Source organism: Helcococcus kunzii ATCC 51366, from assembly GCF_000245755.1.
Taxonomy (GTDB): domain Bacteria; phylum Bacillota; class Clostridia; order Tissierellales; family Peptoniphilaceae; genus Helcococcus; species Helcococcus kunzii.
Window position 1 is genome coordinate 471,386 of the sequence record NZ_JH601088.1, and the last position, 22,738, is coordinate 494,123.

At 30.3% G+C, this 22,738-nt stretch carries 17 protein-coding genes; 16 read left to right on the plus strand and 1 reads right to left on the minus strand.

Translation table 11 applies throughout. The features are described from left to right. Positions 1 to 14 precede the first annotated feature (14 nt). The 11 genes from HMPREF9709_RS02055 to HMPREF9709_RS02105 all read left to right on the plus strand — a co-directional run bounded on the left by HMPREF9709_RS02055 (position 15) and on the right by HMPREF9709_RS02105 (position 16,218). Positions 15 to 725: a metal ABC transporter ATP-binding protein gene (locus HMPREF9709_RS02055; protein WP_005397476.1), complete on the plus strand. Its 711-nt coding sequence runs from the start codon at positions 15 to 17 to the stop codon at positions 723 to 725. A 3-nt stretch (positions 726 to 728) separates the two neighbouring features. Then, the gene (locus HMPREF9709_RS02060) at positions 729 to 1,577 is read left to right on the plus strand and encodes a metal ABC transporter permease (protein ID WP_005397477.1); all 849 of its coding nucleotides are present in this window, start codon (positions 729 to 731) and stop codon (positions 1,575 to 1,577) included. Then, entirely contained in the window at positions 1,577 to 2,407 is an 831-nt protein-coding gene (locus HMPREF9709_RS02065; protein WP_005397479.1) for a metal ABC transporter permease, read from the plus strand. The genes HMPREF9709_RS02060 and HMPREF9709_RS02065 overlap by 1 nt, the downstream gene beginning before the upstream one ends. A 14-nt stretch (positions 2,408 to 2,421) precedes the next feature. Continuing rightward, positions 2,422 to 3,075, plus strand: coding sequence for a metal-dependent transcriptional regulator (locus HMPREF9709_RS02070; protein WP_005397481.1), 654 nt, complete (start codon positions 2,422 to 2,424; stop codon positions 3,073 to 3,075). A gap of 314 nt (positions 3,076 to 3,389) precedes the next feature. Continuing rightward, entirely contained in the window at positions 3,390 to 7,034 is a 3,645-nt protein-coding gene (gene rpoB, locus HMPREF9709_RS02075; protein ID WP_005397486.1) for a DNA-directed RNA polymerase subunit beta, read from the plus strand. 24 nt (positions 7,035 to 7,058) lie between these two features. Beyond that, entirely contained in the window at positions 7,059 to 10,640 is a 3,582-nt protein-coding gene (gene rpoC / locus HMPREF9709_RS02080) for a DNA-directed RNA polymerase subunit beta' (protein ID WP_005397492.1), read from the plus strand. A 138-nt stretch (positions 10,641 to 10,778) separates the two neighbouring features. Further along, a complete protein-coding gene (gene rpsL / locus HMPREF9709_RS02085; RefSeq protein WP_005397493.1) occupies positions 10,779 to 11,186 on the plus strand; it encodes a 30S ribosomal protein S12 in 408 nt (135 codons plus the stop codon). Positions 11,187 to 11,304: 118 nt separating this feature from the next. Next, complete coding sequence (gene rpsG, locus HMPREF9709_RS02090) at positions 11,305 to 11,775, plus strand: 30S ribosomal protein S7 (RefSeq protein WP_040463796.1); 471 nt, start codon at positions 11,305 to 11,307, stop codon at positions 11,773 to 11,775. Positions 11,776 to 11,800: 25 nt separating this feature from the next. Next, complete coding sequence (fusA, locus tag HMPREF9709_RS02095; RefSeq protein ID WP_005397495.1) at positions 11,801 to 13,894, plus strand: elongation factor G; 2,094 nt, start codon at positions 11,801 to 11,803, stop codon at positions 13,892 to 13,894. A 65-nt stretch (positions 13,895 to 13,959) separates the two neighbouring features. Then, the gene (tuf, locus tag HMPREF9709_RS02100) at positions 13,960 to 15,153 is read left to right on the plus strand and encodes an elongation factor Tu (protein WP_005397496.1); all 1,194 of its coding nucleotides are present in this window, start codon (positions 13,960 to 13,962) and stop codon (positions 15,151 to 15,153) included. A gap of 447 nt (positions 15,154 to 15,600) precedes the next feature. Next, positions 15,601 to 16,218, plus strand: a complete 618-nt coding sequence (locus tag HMPREF9709_RS02105) for a thymidine kinase (protein WP_005397497.1) — start codon at positions 15,601 to 15,603, stop codon at positions 16,216 to 16,218. 268 nt (positions 16,219 to 16,486) lie between these two features. On the opposite strand, the gene rocF is transcribed toward HMPREF9709_RS02105, so the two are convergent. Next, positions 16,487 to 17,395: an arginase gene (gene rocF / locus HMPREF9709_RS02110; protein WP_005397498.1), complete on the minus strand. Its 909-nt coding sequence runs from the start codon at positions 17,393 to 17,395 to the stop codon at positions 16,487 to 16,489. A 129-nt stretch (positions 17,396 to 17,524) separates the two neighbouring features. On the opposite strand from rocF, the gene HMPREF9709_RS02115 reads away from it, so the two are divergent. The 5 genes from HMPREF9709_RS02115 to HMPREF9709_RS02135 all read left to right on the plus strand — a co-directional run bounded on the left by HMPREF9709_RS02115 (position 17,525) and on the right by HMPREF9709_RS02135 (position 22,734). Then, positions 17,525 to 19,015, plus strand: coding sequence for a Mur ligase family protein (locus HMPREF9709_RS02115; protein WP_005397499.1), 1,491 nt, complete (start codon positions 17,525 to 17,527; stop codon positions 19,013 to 19,015). 139 nt (positions 19,016 to 19,154) lie between these two features. Beyond that, positions 19,155 to 20,006 carry a hypothetical protein gene (locus HMPREF9709_RS02120; RefSeq protein ID WP_005397502.1) on the plus strand — a complete coding sequence of 284 codons (852 nt, stop codon included), beginning with the start codon at positions 19,155 to 19,157 and terminating at the stop codon, positions 20,004 to 20,006. Beyond that, positions 19,990 to 21,177 carry a TadA family conjugal transfer-associated ATPase gene (locus tag HMPREF9709_RS02125; RefSeq protein WP_005397504.1) on the plus strand — a complete coding sequence of 396 codons (1,188 nt, stop codon included), beginning with the start codon at positions 19,990 to 19,992 and terminating at the stop codon, positions 21,175 to 21,177. Before HMPREF9709_RS02120 ends, HMPREF9709_RS02125 begins: the two co-directional genes overlap by 17 nt. Further along, on the plus strand, positions 21,170 to 21,874 hold the full coding sequence (locus HMPREF9709_RS02130) for a type II secretion system F family protein (protein WP_005397506.1): 705 nt from the start codon (positions 21,170 to 21,172) through the stop codon (positions 21,872 to 21,874). Before HMPREF9709_RS02125 ends, HMPREF9709_RS02130 begins: the two co-directional genes overlap by 8 nt. Then, the gene (locus HMPREF9709_RS02135; protein ID WP_005397507.1) at positions 21,874 to 22,734 is read left to right on the plus strand and encodes a type II secretion system F family protein; all 861 of its coding nucleotides are present in this window, start codon (positions 21,874 to 21,876) and stop codon (positions 22,732 to 22,734) included. Before HMPREF9709_RS02130 ends, HMPREF9709_RS02135 begins: the two co-directional genes overlap by 1 nt. Positions 22,735 to 22,738 lie beyond the last annotated feature (4 nt).

A 22,738-nucleotide genomic window follows, 5' to 3' on the forward strand; every position in this document is an offset into this window, starting at 1 on the left:
AAAGATGGTAAAAAATGAGACAAAATATTATTGAAGTAAAAGACTTAAATGTCTCATACGATAAAGATATAGCGTTAGAAAATATAAATATTGAAATTCCTAGTGGTGTAAGATGTGCCATTATTGGTCCAAATGGATCAGGTAAGTCCACTTTATTGAAATCTATATTAGGATTAAAAAATATCGATAAAGGCGAGATTAAAGTTTTTGGGGAAAATATAGGTAGTGTTAATTCTAAGATTGCTTATGTTCCTCAAAAATCAACTGTAAATTGGAACTTTCCAATTACAGTATTGGACGTTGTTATGATGGGAAGATATTCAAAAAAAGGTTTATGTGTAAAAAATAAATCTTTAGATAAAGAAATAGCCATTTCAGCATTAAAAGAAATGAAAATGGAAAATTTTGTAAATAGACATATCTCAGAACTATCGGGTGGACAAAAGCAAAGAGTCTTTATTGCAAGAGCATTGGCACAAGATGCAGATTTATACTTATTAGATGAACCTCTAACTGGAGTTGATATAAAGACTGAGGAAATCATACAAAATATATTTATAGAGCTTCAAAAAAAAGGTAAAACTATTGTCTCTGTCCATCACAATCTATACACAATAGATAAATATTTTGATTATTTGATTGTGTTAAATAAAACCTTAAAGAAGATCGGTTGGGTTGAAGATTCAAATCCTGAAGAATATATTCAGCTTGCATTTAAGGGGTAGGATATGAAGCTAATTTTCAATTATTCATTTTACATTATTGCGATAGGTACAGTGTTATTAGCCATTGCATCAAGTCTAGTCGGAAGCTTAAATGTTTATAAAGGACAAAGCTTGATAGGTGATGCGATGGGACATGCCGCTTTTCCAGGAATTATATTAGCATTTATGTTGTCATCAAGTAAAAATGTCATTTTTATGCTAATCGGTGCGGCATTATCCGCTGGACTTTCATATATTTTGGTTGAAATGAGTGGTAAAAAATCAAAAATAGATTTAAATTCAAATTTGGCTATTTATTTATCTGGTTTTTTTGGATTAGGTTTAGTGTTAAAAACATATATTTTAGGAAATGCTAATTTTAGAGTTTCTAGTCAAGCTGGCTTAGATAATTTTATCTTTGGTCAAGCAGCTTATATGTTAAAATCAGATATTTATTTAATAGCTATAGTTGCTGCTATATGTTTAATATTAATTACGATATATTATAAAGAATTTAAGATAAGTTTATTTGATTATGAATATGCTAAACTGGTAAATTGTCCAGTTAAAAAACTAGAGACTATACAATTATTAATGACAATATTAATAATTGCGGTGGGGATAAAATCGGTAGGTGTTGTATTGATAAGTTCTTTCTTAATAATCCCTAATATCATTGCATCACAGTGGTCGAAAAAATTTATTAATGTACTGATAATAGGGGCGTTGATATCCTCCCTAGCTGCTTTTATCGGTACATATTTATCCTCCGCCATAAACGATTTTTCTACAGGGCCAACAATAATCATTATATTAGGTTTTTTCTGTATCTTTTCTTTTGTTTTTGGTAAAAAAAGAAGGGAGAAAAAATAATGATCAATATAATTTCAGTCTTAATTTTAGCATCTATGTCATGCAGTTTACTTGGTGTGTTTATCGTACTTAGGAAAAATGCCATGTTAATAGATGCGATAGGTCATACAGTCTTACTTGGTATAGTATTAGCCTATATGTTGGTTAGAGATTTGGATTCTCCATTCTTGATTATTGGTGCTACTTTAATCGGAATGTTAACTGTAATATTAGTAGAAATGCTTGGTAATAGTAAACTTGTAAAATCTAGTGATGCAATAGGTGTTATCTACCCTATATTATTGTCAATTGCTGTAATTATCATAAGTAAATATTTTAAATCAACTCATTTGGATACAGATATAGTTTTATCAGGTGAAGTTGTATTTTCAAGCTTATCAACTATAGATATATTTGGATTGAGCATACCAAAACCTATAATAAAATCATTAATTTTACTTTTGGTTATTTTAAGTTTTATTAAAATTTTCTATAGAGAAATAAAGATATCTATTTTTGATAATCAGTATGCGAAACTAATAGGAATTCCTGTAGGTATTATTTTTTATACTATTATGTGTTTAACATCACTGACTGCTGTTGTTTCTTTTGATATATTTGGTTCGATTTTAGTGATATCCTTTTTTGTTGCGCCTGCTGCAACGGCACTTTTATTTTCAAAAGACTTAACTAAATGTTTAATCTTATCTGTTGTATTTGCTACTGTATCATCTATTGTAGGTGGTTCGATTGCGATACTATATAATTTGTCAATTTCAGGCATGTGCGCTTTAATAAATATGATTATTTATTTTTCTGGTATAATATATACGAACAGTAGAAAAAAATAATTAGTGAGGACAAAATGGAAATAATACCAATAAGAGAAGAATATTTGATTTCTATTTTTAAGCTTTCAGAAACTGGCCAATCTGTGACAAATAAAAATTTAAGTGATAGATTAGGTTTGACTCCTCCTACAGTATCTGAAATGATAAAAAAGCTTAAGAAAGAAAATTATCTAAAAGATAAAAAAACAATAGAGTTGACAGATGAGGGTAAAGAGTTAGTAAAAAAAGTTTTATCCAAACATAGACTTTGGGAATATTTCTTTACAGAAGTGTTGAAATTTAACTGGAAAGATGTTCATGATAATGCAGCGCTATTTCAGAGTGTGACCAATGATGAACTATTTGATAAATTAAACGAATATCTTGGTTACCCAGATAGATGCCCCCATGGTGCTGTAATTTATTTAAATAGTGAAGAAAGAAATGATGATCTTGTTAAATTATCACATGCTGATAAAGATAAAGAATATTTGGTAAGAAGAATAAAAGATGAAAGAAGTTTACTAGAATATATCGATACTTTAGGTATAAAACTAGGAGATAAAATAAAGATTGAAGGTTATGAACCTTTTGATCAATCAGCTATTATACTAAAAGCTGGTCAAAAAATTAGAATCTCGCCAAAAGCGACTTCAGAAATATTCTTAAAAGAGTTAAAAACGAAATAGAAACTTTATAATGAAATGTGATTTAAATGTAAACAACAAAATATTATAGAAATAATACAATAGAAAAATAGAGAAAATTTTCATGCAAATTTAGTGTTTTTGCTAATACTAATGGTATGAAAATTTTCTTATGTTACAAAAAAATAATATTTTAAATAAAAGACTTGACTTTTCGAATATGAAGTGATATATTTATTGAATACTAAATAAAAAAATGATAATGGGCTTGTAGGCTATTTTTTTATTTTTGAAGAAAATTGTTACTAATAAACGGCCAAGAATCCGCTAAATATACTAAATGAGAGGTGGCATATATGAATAATCATACAACTATGTATGGTAGAAGAGAAAGAGAAAGTTTTTCTAGAATTCCAGTATCTTTAGAATTGCCTAATTTACTAGGTATTCAAAAAGAAAGCTATGAGTGGTTTTTAAAAGAAGGACTTAAAGAAGTGTTTGAAGATATTTCTCCAATCATTGACCATTCAGGCAATATACATCTACAATTTTTGGATTATTATTTTGATGATGAATCAAAATATTCTGAGCAAGAGTCAAAAGAAAGAGATGTAACATATTCTAAAAAGATGAAGGTTAATATACGTCTTATAGTTTTAGAAGATGGCAAACCTAAAGAAATAAAAGAACAAGAAGTGCTTATAATGGATGATTTCCCACTTATGACAGAAAACGGAACTTTCATTATAAATGGTGCAGAAAGAGTAATAGTTTCTCAATTAGTTAGATCTCCAGGAGTATATTATAGTCAAGATTTTGATAAAAATGGTAAAAGGACTATTTCATCTACAGTTATTCCTAATAGAGGTGCATGGATTGAGTATGATACTGATGCCTATGGTGCTTTGACAATTAGAATTGATAGAACAAGAAAGTTACCAGCTACAACATTTATTAGAGCATTAATTTTAGATTCTGATGAAGAAATTAGAGAGTTATTTGGTGAGTCTCAAGTATTAAATGATACTTTAGAAAAAGAAATTTCAAGAACTAAAGATGAAGCTTTAATAGAAATTTATAAAAAATTAAAACCTGGTGACCCAGCATCTGTAGAAGCTGCTACATCATTATTGACAAATCTATTCTTTGATCCAAGAAGATATGATTTATCAAAAGCAGGTAGATATACTTTCAATAAAAAATTAGCTATTAGGAATAGAATAAGAGAAACATATGCAGCAAATGATATCGTTGATGAATATGGTGAAATCTTAGCTTCTAAAGGTGATTTTATCACTTTAGATAAAGCTATTGAAATTGAAAATGCCGGCATTAATTCAGTTGATGTAAAAACAACAGAAGATAGTGAAGAAACAATTAGAGTTGTTGGTAACCACTATGTAGATATCAATCAATTTGAAGAAATAAAAGATTTAGATTTATCAGAATTGAGATTGTCAGAAAAAGTATTCTACCCAGAAATGGTTAGAGTTATTGATGAGTTTACAGATGAAATGTCTGATGAAGATAAAGTAAAATTAATTGCAAAAAATAAAGACACAATAGCATCAAATACAGTTACACTTGAAGATTTAATAGCAAGTTTTTCATATCAATTAAATCTATATCAAGGTATTGGAAAGATTGATGATATTGACCATTTAGGTAATAGAAGAGTTAGATCAGTTGGTGAATTGTTACAAAATCAATTTAGAATTGGTTTATCAAGAATGGAAAGAGTTATTAGAGAAAGAATGACAACTTCTGATCCAGATATGTTAACTCCACATAGTTTATTAAATAATAGACCTGTGGCTGCTGCAATTAAGGAATTTTTCGGTTCATCTCAATTATCACAATTTATGGACCAAACAAATCCAATTTCAGAATTAACACATAAGAGAAGATTATCAGCATTAGGACCTGGTGGTTTGTCAAGAGATAGAGCTGGATATGAAGTGCGTGACGTTCATACTTCTCACTATGGTAGAGTATGTCCAATCGAAACACCAGAAGGACCAAATATCGGTCTTATCACATCTTTAACAACTTATGGTAGAATCAACGAATACGGATTTATTGAAACTCCATATAGAAAAGTTGAAAAAGGTACTGGTAGAGTAACTAACGAAATTCATTATTTAACAGCTGATGAAGAAGATATTTATATCAAAGCTCAAGCCAACGAACCACTTGACGAAAATGGTGTATTCGTTAATGAAAGAGTTTCATCAAGAGGATACAATGCGGTAAACGACGTATTTCCAAAAGAAGATATTGACTATATGGACGTTTCACCTCAACAAATCGTATCTGTAGGTGCTTCATTGATACCATTCTTAGAAAACGACGATGCTACTCGTGCGCTGATGGGTGCAAACATGCAGAGACAAGCTGTACCTTTATTAAAGGCTGAAGCTCCAATTATAGCAACTGGTATTGAACACAGAACTGCTAAAGACTCAGGAGTTGTAATCGTAGCAAGAAATTCTGGTGTGGTTGAAAAAGTTAGTGACGAACATATCGTTATTAAAAAGGATACCCCAGATGAAAATGGTAAATATGATGAATACACAGTATTGAAATTTAAGAGAGCTAACCAAGGTACAACAATTAATCAAAGACCTATTGTAAAACAAGGTGATAAAGTTAACAAAGGCGATATTATTGCTGATGGTCCTTCAACAGAAATGGGTGAATTAGCATTAGGTAAAAATATCTTGATAGCATTTATGACTTGGGAAGGTTATAACTACGAAGATGCGATGTTATTAAATGAAAAATTAGTTATTGATGATGTTTTAACTTCACTTCATATTGAAGAACATACTGCAGAAGCTAGAGAAACTAAATTAGGACCTGAAGAAATCACAAGAGATATACCAAGTATTGGTGATGATATGAGAAAGAATCTTGATGATGAAGGGGTTATTAGAATCGGTGCTGAAGTACAAGCCGGAGATATCCTTGTTGGTAAAGTTACACCAAAAGGTGAAACAGAACTTTCACCAGAAGAAAGACTTTTAAGAGCTATTTTTGGTGAAAAAGCTAGAGAAGTTAGAGATACTTCATTAAGAGTACCTCATGGTGAAACAGGTGTTGTTGTAGATATTAAGAGATATTCAAGAGATAATGGTGATGAATTATCACCAGGTATAAACAAAGTAATTAGAGTATATATTTGTACAAAGAGAAAGATCACTGTTGGGGATAAGATGTGTGGTCGTCACGGTAATAAAGGGGTTGTTTCCAGAATATTACCTGTTGAAGATATGCCATTCTTACCAAATGGTGAACCGGTACAAATCGTATTAAATCCTCTAGGGGTACCTTCACGTATGAACATTGGACAAGTACTTGAAGTACATTTAGGTATGGCAGCTAAAAGACTAGGATGGCATGTTGCTACTCCAGTATTTGATGGTGCAATGGATTATGATATTGAAGAAGCATTAGAAGAAGCAGGATTAGATAGGACAGGTAAGATTCAACTTCGTGATGGTAGAACAGGTGAACCATTCGATAATAAAGTAACTGTTGGATACATGTATATGTTGAAACTTCACCACTTAGTAGATGAAAAGATCCATGCTAGATCAACTGGACCTTATTCACTTGTTACACAACAACCACTTGGTGGTAAAGCACAATTTGGTGGACAAAGATTCGGTGAAATGGAAGTATGGGCACTTGAAGCTTACGGTGCAGCACATACATTACAAGAAATGTTAACAGTAAAATCTGATGATATTATCGGAAGAGTAAAAACTTATGAAGCAATAGTTAAAGGTGAAAACATTCCTGAACCAGGAACACCAGAGTCATTCAAGGTATTAACAAAAGAATTACAATCATTAGCTCTAAATGTAAGACTTTTAGATGAAAATGGTGAAGAAGTAATTTTAGCTGAAAATACTGAAGAAAATGACGATTATCGTCAAGTTGAAAGAATGGCAGATAAAGAAAGTGAAGATTATCCTGAACAATCATTTATTAAGTAGAGTTACAGAAAGGAGTACTTCTTAATGACAAGTTTTAAATCCATGCAAATTGGCTTAGCCTCACCAGAAATGATGAGAGAATGGTCAAGGGGAGAAGTTAAAAAACCTGAAACTATAAACTACAGAACATTAAAGCCTGAAAAAGAAGGACTATTTTGTCAAAAAATATTTGGTCCAACAAAAGACTATGAATGTGCTTGCGGTAAATATAAAAGAATTAGATATAAAGGCGTAATTTGTGAAAAATGTGGTGTTGAGGTTACAAAATCCAAAGTACGTCGTGAAAGAATGGGACATATCGAATTAGCTACACCAGTATCACATATCTGGTATTTCAAAGGCATTCCATCAAGAATGGGACTGCTTTTAGATATGAGTCCAAAATCACTTGAAAAAGTATTATATTTTGCAAACTATGTTGTTACAGACCCTGGTACATGTGATGAAGTAGCATATAAACAAATTTTGACAGAAACAGAATATAATAAATTATATATTGAATATGGTGATGAATTCCAAGCTGAAATGGGTGCTGAAGCTATCGAAAAATTATTATCACATATTGATTTAGATAAAACACATGCAGAATTATCTGAACAATTAGAAACAGCTTCAGGACAAAAGAAAGTAAGGATATATAGAAGACTAGAAGTTATTGAATCCTTTATTCAATCTGGTAATAGACCAGAATGGATGTGTCTGCGTGTATTACCTGTAATTCCACCAGATATCAGACCAATGGTTCAATTAGAAGGTGGTAGATTTGCTACTTCTGATTTGAATGATTTATACAGAAGAGTTATCAATAGAAATAACAGGTTGAAGAGATTATTGGAAATTGGTGCTCCAGATATCATTGTAAGAAACGAAAAGAGAATGTTACAAGAATCTGTTGATGCATTGATTGATAATGGTAGAAGAGGTAAACCAGTAACAGGTGCTTCTAATAGACCATTAAAATCACTTTCAGATATGTTAAAAGGTAAGACAGGTAGATTTAGACAAAACTTACTTGGTAAAAGGGTTGACTATTCAGGACGTTCAGTAATCGTTGTTGGTCCAGAATTAGCATTTTATCAATGTGGTTTGCCAAAAGATATGGCATTAGAACTATTTAAACCATTCATAATGGAAAGATTAGTTTCAAATGATGATGCTAAAAACATTAGATCTGCTAAAAAATTAATAGATAGAAAAAATCCAGTGGTTTGGGGTGCTTTAGAAGAAGTAATCAAGGACCATCCAGTATTGCTTAACCGTGCTCCTACACTTCACAGACTTGGTATTCAAGCGTTTGAACCAGTTTTAGTAGAAGGTAAAGCTATTAAATTACATCCATTAGTATGTAATGCTTATAATGCCGACTTCGACGGGGACCAAATGGCTGTTCACGTACCATTATCTGCTGAAGCTCAAGCGGAAGCTAGACTATTAATGATGTCTACAAACAATATACTTGCTCCAAAAGATGGGAAACCAATCACAACACCTACACAAGATATGGTATTGGGTTCATATTATTTAACATCTGATTTTGATGCAGAAGATACAGATTATTTATTTAGTGATTATGAAGAAATGATTAAAGCACTAGAAAATAAAATTATTCATCTACATTCAAGAGTAGGAGTAAAAGTTAAGAGAAGTGAAGATGATAAAGGACAAATTGTTAAATCAACAGTTGGTAGATTTATTTTCAATCACGAAATTCCTCAAGATTTAGGTATTGTAGATAGAAAAGTTAATCCTTATGGGCTAGAAGTTGACACATTGGTAGACAGTAAAATGCTATCAAAGATTATTGATAAATCATTCCATAAATATGGAAATATAAGAACAGCAAGATTGCTTGACTATATCAAGAAGAGAGGTTTCAACTATTCAACAAGAGCATCAATCTCAATAGGAATGGCTGATGTTATTGTTCCAGAAGAAAAAGCTTCAATTATTGATGCTGCAGATGAAAAAATTGTTGAAATTGAAGAACATACAGAAATGGGTATGTACACCGAAGAAGAAAGATATAATCAAGTTATCAGAACATGGGAACAAGCTACAGAAGATGTTACAAATGCATTGATGAAGAACTTGCCAGATTCAAATTCAATTGCAATCATGGCGAGATCTGGTGCTAGAGGTTCAGTAAGACAAATTAGACAATTAGGTGGTATGCGTGGACTGATGGCATCTACAACTGGTAGAACAATTGAAATCCCTGTTAAGGCGAACTTCCGTGAAGGTTTATCAGTACAAGAGTTCTTTATTTCAACTCACGGTTCTAGAAAGGGACTTTCTGATACTGCGATTAGAACTGCCGACTCTGGTTACTTAACAAGAAGATTGGTAGACGTATCTCAAGATGTAATCATTAGAGAAGAAGACTGTGGTACAGATTCTTATATAGTAGTAAAAGATATCTTAGAAGGTAAAGAAGTAATTGAAAAATTAAGAGATAGAATCATTGGTAGAACATCATTTGAAGATATCCTAAATCCAATTACTGGTAAGATTATCGTTCACAAAAATGAAATAATTACTGAAGAAATGGCCGACGAAATAACAAAAGAACATGTTATGGAAAAATTCGGTGGTGAAACAGAAATTATTAAAATTGAAGAAGTTAAGATTAGATCAGCACTTGAATGTAAAACAGAACATGGTATCTGTTCAAAATGTTATGGTAGAAACTTGGCAACTGGTAAAGAAACTAATATCGGTGAAGCTGTTGGTATCATAGCTGCTCAATCAATCGGTGAACCTGGTACACAACTTACAATGCGTACATTCCATACAGGTGGGGTTGCCGGAGGTGGAGCAATCACTCAAGGTCTTCCAAGGGTTGAAGAGTTATTTGAAGGTAGAAAACCAAAAGGACAAGCAATTATTGCGAGAAATTCTGGTATTGTACAAATTGATGACTCTGAAGAAAGAATTAAAGTATTTATTAAAGATGATGAAGAAACTTCAAAATACATCCTTCCATTTAATGTAAATCTAAGAAAAGACATTGTTGATGGAGAATATATTGAAATAGGTACAAAATTAACTGAAGGTTCTGTAAATCCACATGAATACTTAGAATTATTAGGTACACAAGCGGTTCAAGATTATATCATTAAGGAAATTCAAAAGGTATATAGATTACAAGGGGTAGACATTGATGATAAGCATATTGAAATTATCATTAAACAAATGCTACAAAAGGTAAATATCTTAGATCCAGGTGAATCTGACTTATTAGTTGGTACATTACAAAATAGAAGTTATGTTGAAAAAGTGAATGCTCAATTAAGAGAAGAAGGTAAAAAAGAAGTAGAATACGAACATGTATTGCTTGGTATCACAAAAGCAAGTATTGCTTCTGATTCATTCTTATCTGCTGCTTCATTCCAAGAAACAACAAGAGTTCTAACAGATGCATCAATCAAGGCTAAGACAGATGATTTAATGGGATTAAAAGAAAATATCATTATTGGTAAACTAATCCCTGCTGGTACTGGTATAAGCAGATATACAAAAGTAGAAGATTCTGATGAAAATGAACCAGAGGAAGTGGAAGAAGAAGTTGAAAATCAAGACGAAAAGGCAAATGCAATTAGCGAATAGCCTAAATGCTTGACATTAAAAAATAGTAATGATAAAATAGTTTAGTCAATGGGCATATTGTAGTCAAAATCACAATATGCCTTATGACAAACATCAACGATTGTTGATATATAAATATAAAGAAAAGGAGGTGCTAGAATGCCTACAATTAACCAACTAATTAGGAATAATAGAAAAACTGAAAAGCAAAAATCAAATACTCCTGCATTAGGTTACAATTTTAATACATTACACAAAAAGGAAACTCCTGTTAACTCTCCACAAAAGAGAGGTGTATGTACATCTGTAAGAACTGTAACACCTAAAAAACCTAACTCAGCTTTACGTAAAGTAGCCAGAGTAAGATTAACAAATGGAGCAGAAGTTCTTTCTTATATTCCAGGTATCGGACACAACTTACAAGAACACTCTGTTGTACTTATAAGAGGTGGTAGAGTAAAAGACTTACCAGGGGTAAGATACCATATCATTAGAGGAACATTAGATACAGCCGGCGTTTCAGGTAGAAAGCAAGGTAGATCTAAATACGGTGCTAAAAAGGCTTAATAGCAGCACAAATTAAATAGTAGAGTGCTTTTGTTTAGATTTATATATCAACAATGCACTGTCGACTTGAGATAGTCGAGTACCAATGAATTATTTTTATGGTAAGGAGGGAAGAAAAGTGCCAAGAAAAAATAGTGTCCCAAAAAGGGAAGTATTACCTGATCCAGTTTACGGTGACAGAGTAGTAACAAAATTAATTAACAATGTTATGCTTGATGGTAAAAGAGGTATAGCTCAAAAAATAGTATATGGCGCGTTTGAAAAAATTGCAGAAACAACTGGCGAAGAAGCTTTAGAAGTTTTCCAAAAAGCAATGAACAACATCATGCCTCTTCTAGAAGTTAAAGCTAGAAGAATTGGTGGTGCAACATATCAAGTGCCTATGGAAGTTAGACCTGCAAGAAGACAAACTTTAGCTTTAAGATGGTTAGTGTTATATTCTAGAAATAGAGGCGAAAAAACAATGACTGAAAGATTAAGCAAAGAGATTTTAGACGCTTCTAACAATACTGGTTCAAGTGTAAAGAAAAAAGAAGAAATGCACAAAATGGCTGAAGCTAATAGAGCTTTTGCACATTTCAGATATTAATAGTTAAATTAATAAGGAGAAAACAGTGCCAGATATTAGTTTAGAAAAAATTAGAAACGTCGGAATAATGGCTCATATTGATGCTGGTAAAACAACAGTAACAGAGAGAATATTATTCTATACAGGTAAAATTCATAAAATGGGTGATACACACGACGGTACAGCAGTAATGGATACCATGGATCAAGAAAGAGAAAGAGGTATCACAATTGCTTCAGCTGCTACAACAGCTTACTGGAAAGGAAATAAGATTAACATTATCGACACTCCAGGGCACGTTGACTTTACAGTTGAAGTAGAAAGATCCTTAAGAGTTCTTGATGGTGCGGTAGCATTATTTGACGCTAAGAGCGGTGTAGAACCTCAATCAGAAACAGTGTGGAGACAAGCTGATAAATATGGTGTACCAAGAATTTGTTTCATTAATAAAATGGATGCAACTGGTGCAGACTATTTAATGGCTGTTAATACAATTAAAGATAAATTAAAAGCTAATGCAGTTCCAATAGAATTACCAATCGGTAATGCACAAAGTTTTAGTGGTATTATCGACTTAGTAGAAATGGATGCAGTAGTTTATGACGAAAATGATGAAACTGGTGAATCAGCAAAAGTTGTTGAAATCCCAGAAGAATACAGAGAACAAGCAGAAGAATACAGAAATTACTTAATCGAAGCTGTAGCTGATTCTGACGAAGAAATTATGATGAAATTCTTAGATGAAGAAGAAATTACAGTTGAAGAATTAAGAGCAGCAGTAAGAGTATCAACATTAAATAGAGATATCTACCCAGTATTATGTGGTTCAGCATATAAGAAGAGAGGGGTACAATCTTTAATCGATGCAATGGTATACTACTTACCAGCTCCAAATGACATTCCTGCTATTAAAGGTACATTACCAAAGAAAACTGAAGAAGAAGAAACTGTTGAAGCAGAAAGACACTCAAGTGTTGAAGAACCATTTGCAGCACTAGCATTTAAGGTAGTAGCTGATGAATATGTTGGTAAATTAACATACTTTAGAGTGTACTCTGGTGAAATATCTTCTGGTTCATATGTATATAATTCTACAAAAGGTAAGAGAGAAAGAATAGGACGTATCCTAGAAATGCACTCAAACCAAAGAACAGAATTAGAATCAATTTCAGCTGGTAATATCGGTGCAGCAATTGGATTAAAAGATACAACAACTGGTGATACATTATGTGATCAAAATAATCAAATTATTCTTGAAAACATGGAATTCCCAGAACCAGTTATCTCAGTTGCTATCGAACCAAAAACAAAAGCATCTCAAGAAAAAATGGGTATTGCTTTAGGTAAATTAGCAGAAGAAGATCCAACATTTAGAACATTTACAAATCAAGAAACAGGACAAACAATCATCGCAGGTATGGGTGAGTTACACCTTGAAGTTATAGTAGATAGATTGTTAAGAGAGTTCAAAGTAGAAGCTAATGTAGGTAATCCTCAAGTATCATATAGAGAATCTATCACAAAAGAAGCAGAAGCAGAAGGTAAATTTGTACGTCAATCTGGTGGTCGTGGTCAATACGGTCATGTAAGATTGAAAGTTAAACCAAATGAACCAGGAAAAGGAATTGAATTCATCGACGCTATCGTTGGTGGGGTAGTTCCAAGAGAATACATTGGTTCTGTTGAAAAAGGTGTTAGAGAAGCTTGTGAAGCCGGAGTATTAGCTGGATATCCTTTATTAGATATCGAAGTTACATTATACGATGGTTCATACCACGAAGTTGACTCATCTGAAACAGCATTCCAAATTGCTGGTGCAATGGGATTAAGAGCTGCAGTTGAAAAAGCTGGTCCAGCTTTATTAGAACCAATTGAAAAAGTTGAAATAGTTACTCCAGAAGAATATCTTGGTGATGTTATGGGAGATGTTTCTTCAAGAAGAGGTAGAGTTGATGGTATGGGAACAAGAGAAGGTGTTCAAATCGTAGATGCATTCATTCCTTTATCTGAAATGTTTGGTTACGCAACATCATTAAGATCAAATACACAAGGTAGAGCAACATATTCAATGCAATTTGACCACTATGAACAAGTTCCAAATAGCATTAAAGAAAAAGTACTAGAAGGAAAAAAATCATAATTTATTATTAAATTTATAGTATATATAGTATAATATAAAATATAAAGAAAATTTGGGAGGAAGAAATGGCAAAAGGTAAATTTGTAAAAGAAAAACCACACGTAAATATCGGTACAATTGGTCACGTTGACCACGGTAAAACAACAACTACAGCTGCAATCACAATGGTATTAAACAAAAGATTTGGTACAGGTGAAGCTATAGATTACGCAAATATCGATAAAGCACCAGAAGAAAGAGAAAGAGGTATTACAATCAATACTTCTCACGTAGAATACGAAACAGCTAACAGACACTACGCTCACGTAGACTGTCCAGGACACGCTGACTACGTTAAAAACATGATCACAGGTGCTGCTCAAATGGACGGTGCTATCTTAATCGTATCAGCTGCTGACGGTCCAATGCCTCAAACAAGAGAACACATCTTACTTGCAAGACAAGTTGGTGTGCCAAGAATCGTAGTATTCTTAAACAAAGAAGACCAAGTAGATGATCCAGAATTAATCGAATTAGTAGAAATGGAAGTAAGAGAATTACTTACAGAATACGAATACGATGGAGACAACACACCATTCGTAGTTGGTTCAGGATTAAAAGCTATCCAAGATCCAGACGGAGAATGGGGAGATAAAATCGTTAAATTAATGGAAGCTGTTGACGAATGGATTCCAACACCAGAAAGACAAACTGACAAACCATTCTCAATGCCAGTAGAAGACGTATTCTCTATCACAGGTAGAGGTACAGTAGCTACAGGTAGAGTTGAAAGAGGTGTTGTTAAAGTTGGTGATAACGTAGAAATCGTTGGTTTAGTAGACAAACCTGAAACAGTAGTAGTTACAGGGGTAGAAATGTTTAGAAAACAACTTGACTTAGCTGAAGCTGGAGATAACATCGGAGCATTATTAAGAGGTGTTACAAGAGACGGCGTTGAAAGAGGACAAGTTTTAGCAAAACCAGGAACAATTAAACCACATACAAAATTTGAAGGTGAAGTTTACGTATTAACAAAAGAAGAAGGTGGTAGACATACTCCATTCTTCTCAGGATACAGACCACAATTCTTCTTAAGAACAACAGACGTTACAGGTGATATCCAATTACCTGAAGGTGTTGAAATGGTTATGCCTGGAGATAACGCAACATTCACAATCTCATTAATTTCTCCAATCGCGATCGAAGAAGGTTTAAGATTCGCTGTTAGAGAAGGTGGTAGAACAGTTGCTTCAGGAGTTGTTTCAAAAATTATTGAATAATTCTAGATAACTAAGAAGAGTATTGAAGAAATTCAGTACTCTTTTTTTGATTGAAAAAATGTGTTGTGGATGAGCTATATAGTGTTTGGAATTCGGCAATAGGTTGAAGTAAAGTAATTGCCTAATATATATGAATAACATTTAGGAACCGATATTACTTGGTTATTTTAAAATATTATTTTTACCAAGTAGTAAATATATCAAATTTACTTGGTTATTTTAAATAATTGTGATATACCAAGTAAAATGGTTGAAATTTTTACTTTGTAAATTTCAAAATCTTAAATAACCAAGTAAATCTAAAATTTAATATAAAAAAACTAAAGAGTGTTAATTGTTAAATTAGATTATATAACTACAAAACTATTTCTAAATTCTTAAACAATTTCAATTTAATAATCCATTATTCTTTGCTATAATTAGTATAGTAAATTTTTAGGAGATATTATGGCTAAGTTATATTTTAGATATGGTGCAATGAATTCAGGAAAATCAACAGCTCTTATGCAAGTGGCTCACAATTACGAAGAAAGGGGTATGGCGGTAAGGGTATTGAAGCCTGCTATTGATTCGAAGGGTGATGATAGTGTAGTTTCACGTTTGGGTATAAAGAGAAAAGTTGATTATAGAATAGAAAAAGATGATAATTTATATGAAAATTTTTCTAAAATAGAGGGAGGTCAAAATATTTCTTGTATTATCGTTGATGAAGTACAATTTTTAACGGCTGATCAGATTGATCAATTAATGAAGATTGCAGTTTTGAAAGATGTACCAGTTATATGTTATGGATTGAGGACTGACTTTAAGACAAAAGGCTTTGAAGGTTCTGAAAGATTATTGCTTATTGCACATTCAATTGAAGAATTAAAGACAATTTGTAGATGTGGAAGAAAAGCTATCTTTAATGGACGTAAAATAGATGGTCTTTTTGTTTTTGAAGGAAGCCAAGTAGCTATTGATGGTGAACAAAAAGTTGAGTACGAATCAATGTGTGCAAAATGCTATTTTGAACGTTTAGAAGAGGAGTCAAGACGTTTGGAAGGCGATCAAATGACCTTTTAATATATGATTAATTTTCAATTATTTATATGAGTATCGTCTATAATGAATCCTCTAAATATTTTAGAGGGATGTAAAAAATATAGGCGGATATAATAGCATTGTATAGAAAAATAAAGGGACTGTTGCAAAACAATCTCTTTTATGAGTAAAAAAATGTGTTGTCTTTTCAAATTGGCAATATGTTGATAAAAGATTAAATAATAAAAGAGGAGCTATGCAACTACTAAAAGTAATTTTGCACCAGCTCCTTTGTTATTGTTGAAACTTTTTAATACTTTCCTAATTCTTCAGCAAATATATTTAACATTTTAAGTACTGAATTTAATGTTATATTTTCTATATCTTTCTTTGGATTATATTCAACAAAGTCGATTGATTTAATTAATTTTGTTTGGATAAGTTTTCTAATAATTATCTCTGATTGTTCATGGTCAAATCCATCTTCAACTGGCGTACCTGTTCCTGGTACTAAGCTTATATCCATTGAGTCTATATCATAGCTGAAATGGACTTTATTAATGCCTTTATTGTTTATATCGTCAATAATTTCGTTAAGGCATTTATTTACACCTTTTGTGTGTACATCATCCATATACCACACATTCACACCGTATTTATCTATAATGTCATATTCGCCTTCATCAACACTTCTTGCTCCTAAAATATAGATATTTTCTGGTTTAATTTTATGTCCTTTGAAATATACATTTGTCAATTTGTCATCACCTAGCCCAAAAGAAGCTGCAAGTGGCATACCGTGAATATTTCCTGAAGGAGAGGTTTCTGTATCATTTATATCTGCATGTGCATCAACCCAAACTATTGCAAAATCATCTCCTAAAATACTTGAAACTCCAGCTAATGACCCGATTGCAAGAGCGTGATCTCCACCAATTACAAATGGCATATTACCTTTTGAAAGTGAGTCGTGGACTTTATCAGCTAGATCTTCAACGGCATTCGTTACAGGAGATAAATATTTGATACTTTCATGGTCTCTATATTTCTCTTTTTCTGATATAATTTCTACTTTAGTATCTTCTTTTACTTCTGTGATGATTCCATTTTTATTAAAAATGTCTTCAATTCCTTCTTGTATTATTTTATCTGGTCCAAATTCCACGCCAGGTCTATCAGAACCATAGTACATGGGAACCTTTATAAAATCAATTTTCAATTTGTTCTCCTAACAATTTATATTATTAATTTGATTTGTTGAAAATGTAAATCTCTAGTTATATAATTAATAGAGTATTTATTTAGAACAACTATATTATATAACAATAAAAGTAAAAATGGGGAAAATATGAAAAAGTTACAAGAGTTTATTAATTTATTAAAAGAAACAGATAATTTTGTGGAAAGTCAAGGAGATAACTTAGCAATTGAAAATATTTCTTATGACTCTAGAGATGTACAAGAAAATACTTTATTTTTCTGTAAAGGATTAAATTTTAAGGATGAATATCTAGTGGATGCAAAAGAAAAAGGCGCGAATTCATACATTTCAGAAAAGAAGATGAATGTAGATCTGCCTTATATTATTGTAAAAGATGTTAGAAAAGCGATGATGGAAATATCGAGATTCTTTTATGATTTTCCAGACACAAAAATAAAAACTATAGGTGTTACAGGTACAAAAGGAAAATCCTCAACAGTTAAATATGTAAAAAGCATATTAGACAGCTATTTAATAAAAAATGGAAAGAAACCAGCAGGAATTATTTCTACTATTAATACTTTTGATGGTATTGAAGATATATCTTCATCATTAACAACACCTGAGGCAATAATGTTATACAGATACTTAAATAACGCCGTAAACGCGGGTTTAGAGTATATGGTAATAGAATCATCCTCTCAGGCGTTTAAATACGATAGAATGAATAATATTGACTTAGATGTGGCAGTATTTCTAAATATAGGAGAAGATCATGTAAGTGATATTGAGCATCCTACATTTGAAGATTATTTTAATTCTAAATTAAAAATATTCGAAAGAACACAATTTGCAATTTATAATAAAGATGCGGACCATATTGAAAAGATTGAACATTCTATTCAAAAAAATAAAGCTGAATCTGAATCATTTTCTACTAAAGTAAATGCAGAAGCTAAATTAATTGATTATAGTTTCTTAGAATCAGGACTTAAAATTAAATTAGATTATAAAGGTGAAGAAATTGAAGTTAAAATACATCAATTAGGGACATACAATATTGAAAATGTACTAGCTGCAGTGATGATTGCAAAACATTTTGGCGTGGATAATGAATCAATTAAAGAAGGTCTTGATAATACAGAAATTAGCGGTAGAGAAGAAGTTTTCGAATCAAACGATAAAAAATATATAATGTTTGTTTCTTACGCTCATAACGAACTTAGTTTTGATAAAGCATACGAATTTATTGAAATAAAATACCCAGAATACAAGATAGTTTCTATTTTTGGTAATAGTGGAAAAATGGCGAAAAATAGGATTGAAGGTAATTCTAGATCAGCTGCAAAACATTCTGACCATATAATTATCGTGCCAGAAGATTCAGAATATACGGAATATGACGTTGTATATGAAAGATTGGCGCAAGAAATAGGTAAATATACTGATAATTTTGAAAGAGCAGATTCAAGAGAAAATGGTATTAAAAAAGCTTTTAATGATGCAAAAGATAAAACGGTATTTTTCGTAGCTGGAAAAGGCTCAGAAGACTATCAAAAAGAATATGGAAAATATATACCAATAAAAAGTGATACAGATGTAGCACGTGACATCATTGAAGAATATAACAATAAATAGAAAAGTAAACTATGATTTATCTTTGATAAAATAAGATAAGTCATAGTTTTTTTATACAAATTTAAATTGTTAAATCCAGTTAACAATTTTGACAGTTTTTATTTTTCAAATTCTGCTAATATATATTTAGGAGGTAAATTTGAAAAATATAGAAATACTGATGCAAGATAACTTCTATGCAAATAATTTAAATACACTATTAAATACAATGTTTGAAGATATTAATTCTAGATTGATTTCTAATTTAGAAGAGAGAAGTAAAAAATCATTATTAATTGTTGACGAAGAAATACAAAATAATATTTCAATTTTTTTATATCTAAATGAAGAGAGAAAATATAAAAACATTGATTATATCTATAAATTGATAGTAGACAAATATAAGGATATTGAACTTGAGACAACAAAACAGGAAATTATAACATTTGTAAATCTAAGCCAAATGAACTCTATAAATGAAGAAGCTACAGAATTTGCAAAGTATTATAGTAAAAAACATAATACATTATTAATAAATTTTAATAGTTTTGGAAAGTATAAACCTGTTGAAAATGAAATTAGTTTAGATTCTTTATTGTTTATTATCGATAATAAGAAAGATATTTCTGTAAATAAACTTGAAAATCTCTCATATATAAGTTCTTCTAATATGCCATTTGAAACAGAGAAATTAGAATATATAAAATACATTTTAGATATATTAAAATATCAACATTATAAAAAAATATTAATCGATCTTTCTTTTAATATTTCTTCAAGAAATATTGAAATTCTAAAAAACTCAGACTTAATTATTTTCTATAACAACGACTCTAGTGAAAGAAAATTTATTGAATCATCAAAATCATTTATTAAAAATCAACTAAACCACAAATATAAAGAAGTTAATATAACAAAAACACAGGAAGAATATATTTTAGAGATAAATAATTTATATTTTAATCTAAAAAATATTGATGAAGTGGTAAAAATTTATGATCAATATAAATGAGATAAAAAAAGGAATTTCACCGGATGAGTTTATTTTATTAAATGATAATCAGATATTTCAAAGACTTAATATTATCGTTTTAGAATATATCAATGATAAAAGCTATAAGTACAATCTTGATGAGATAAAGCAAATCGTAAATGATTTATATAGTGAATATAGAGGTCTAGGGATATTAGACAAATTTCTAGCTGATGATAGCATTAACGAAATAATGATAAATTCATATAAGGAGATTTATTTAGAAAAAGATGGGAAAATTATAAAAAGTAGGTATTCTTTTTCAGATAATGATGATTATATGAGAATTATTCAGAAGATGGTTAGTGAATCTGGTAGAGAAGTTAATATTTCTAATCCAATAGTAGACATAAATCTCAAAGATGGTTCAAGAGTAAATATTGTATTAAATCCTATTTCAAAGGATAATCCTGTTGTTACAATTAGAAAATTTGCAGAAAAAACAATTACCCTAAACCAATTAATAGAATTTAATACAATAGATGAAAAAACTGCCGAATTCATCTCAGATTTAGTACAGTCTCGATACAATATTATGATTGGAGGCGGGACATCATCAGGAAAAACAACGTTCTTAAATGCATTATCAGAATACATTTCTAAAGATGAAAGGATAATCACTATCGAAGATTCTAGAGAATTAAAGATCTTAGATAATGATAATTGGATAAGCTTAGAATCTAGACAACCAAATAGTTCAAATAAAGGCGCTATCACTATAAAAGATTTGATTAAAAATTCTTTAAGAATGCGTCCAGATAGAATTATTGTTGGTGAGGTTAGATCTGATGAAACTTTAGACATGCTTCAAGCGATGAATACTGGCCATGATGGTTCATTATCTACTGCTCACGCAAATTCATCAAAAGACATGATTTCTAGATTAGAAACTATGGTGTTGCGATCAAGCGAAAACATTCCTATAGAAGCAGTAAAGAGAATGATAAATTCCTCAATTGAAATAATCATTCAACTTAAGAGAGTTAGTTTATCAAAAAGAAGAGTTATAGAGATTTCTGAAGTTTTACAGGATGAGAATGGAAAGACGGTTATTAATATTATATTTAAATATGATTATAAATCAGATAAATTAAAGAAAGTTGGCAATTTAATAAATGAGGAGAAATTATTGAGGCGTAAGAATGTTTAACAATAAAAAAATTATTTCATTTCTGATTTCTACTTCTATTATATTTTTATATTCTATTACATTTTTCCATAATTTTATTATTTCAATATTAATATCGATAATCTTAAGTGTTAGAGCTCATAAATTATTTGAAACGATCTTAGAAAAGAAAGATATCAAACAAAAGAGAATTATGTTTAGAGAATTTCTTGATATCTTCCATACTAATATTATTTCTGGGCAAAACTTCTATAATTCATTAATTTTGACATCAAGAGAAATCAAATATATATTTCAGGAAAATATTTATATAATTAAATATTTAGATGAAATGATTTATGATATTGAAAATGGGAAGAAAATTGAAACATCTTTAATAGAATTCAAGAAAAAATCAAATTTAGAAGAAATTAGTATATTTGTAGATAGTATTATTATTTCTATAAAATCTGGGATAGATATTTCAAAAGTTGTTGAAAATAGTAAAAACATGTTAACGAATAATATTAGTTTGGAGCTAGAAATGACCACGATAGTAGAAAATTCAAAAAGAGATTTTATTATAATGTGCTTATTACCCCTAATAGTTCTACTTACTATAAGCTTTACGTCAACTATGAATCTTACATTAATAGATTACATAATTAGAGGTATAGTGTTCGTTATGTTTATCATTGCTTTTTATATCGGAAATAAAATTGTAAATTTGGAGTTCTAATGACAAAATACATTTCACTAACAATAGCGACCATCATGCTTATAATTTATATTTTTACCACAGTTATTTATTTTAAAAATATAAAAATATATGAGAAAGAAAAATACTTTAATAATATTTATATCAATCAATTATATTCAACTATAGGTTTTATTGTTGAAAAATACCAAAATAATATTATTAAATTCATAAACACTAAATTGATAATCTCTATAAAAAATATGTATGGAGAGAAAAATCTTTCAAATAAAATTAAAATACATTCCACAAAAAAACTCAATCAAATATTTTTTATCTCTATTATATTTTTTATTGTCAATTCTTTTATAAATAAGTCTTTGGTCTTATTGCTCACAATTATTTTCATTTTCTTATATTCTAAATTATTAGATAATAAAGAAATAAAAAAATATAAAAACTATCAAGATAATTTTAAAAAAGATCTTCCAGCTTTTATTTCAAGACTATATCTTTTAATACAATCAGGACTAAATTTAAGAAATTCAATAAAATACATCATTGAAAATACAGAAGGGGAGGTGTCAAAAGATTTTAGCACTGTACAAAATTTAATTGAAAATGGCATGTCGGAAATAGAAGCATATAATCAAATACTGCTAAAAAGTGATGATATCTTAATTAGAAAATTTATCTCCAATATTATTCAAAACTTGCAAAAAGGAGGTGATGATTTAGAAGATTTATTACAAATGATAAAAAAAGAAAGTGATGAATTTAGAAGATCACAAATAATTCTAAAAACTCAGGAAGCAAATAGTAAATTACTAATTCCAAATTTAATGATTTTTTCTGGGATATTAATTATTGTTATGGTTCCAATATTACTAAATATCTTATAAGGAG

Bases quoted from the DNA above. Each gene is read 5' to 3' on its own strand.
- HMPREF9709_RS02055 (WP_005397476.1), top strand. From the start codon at position 15: ATGAGACAAAATATTATTGAAGTAAAAGACTTAAATGTCTCATACGAT.
- HMPREF9709_RS02060 (WP_005397477.1), top strand. From the start codon at position 729: ATGAAGCTAATTTTCAATTATTCATTTTACATTATTGCGATAGGTACA.
- HMPREF9709_RS02065 (WP_005397479.1), top strand. From the start codon at position 1,577: ATGATCAATATAATTTCAGTCTTAATTTTAGCATCTATGTCATGCAGT.
- HMPREF9709_RS02070 (WP_005397481.1), top strand. From the start codon at position 2,422: ATGGAAATAATACCAATAAGAGAAGAATATTTGATTTCTATTTTTAAG.
- rpoB (WP_005397486.1), top strand. From the start codon at position 3,390: ATGAATAATCATACAACTATGTATGGTAGAAGAGAAAGAGAAAGTTTT.
- rpoC (WP_005397492.1), top strand. From the start codon at position 7,059: ATGACAAGTTTTAAATCCATGCAAATTGGCTTAGCCTCACCAGAAATG.
- rpsL (WP_005397493.1), top strand. From the start codon at position 10,779: ATGCCTACAATTAACCAACTAATTAGGAATAATAGAAAAACTGAAAAG.
- tuf (WP_005397496.1), top strand. From the start codon at position 13,960: ATGGCAAAAGGTAAATTTGTAAAAGAAAAACCACACGTAAATATCGGT.
- HMPREF9709_RS02105 (WP_005397497.1), top strand. From the start codon at position 15,601: ATGGCTAAGTTATATTTTAGATATGGTGCAATGAATTCAGGAAAATCA.
- HMPREF9709_RS02115 (WP_005397499.1), top strand. From the start codon at position 17,525: ATGAAAAAGTTACAAGAGTTTATTAATTTATTAAAAGAAACAGATAAT.
- HMPREF9709_RS02125 (WP_005397504.1), top strand. From the start codon at position 19,990: ATGATCAATATAAATGAGATAAAAAAAGGAATTTCACCGGATGAGTTT.
- HMPREF9709_RS02130 (WP_005397506.1), top strand. From the start codon at position 21,170: ATGTTTAACAATAAAAAAATTATTTCATTTCTGATTTCTACTTCTATT.
- HMPREF9709_RS02135 (WP_005397507.1), top strand. From the start codon at position 21,874: ATGACAAAATACATTTCACTAACAATAGCGACCATCATGCTTATAATT.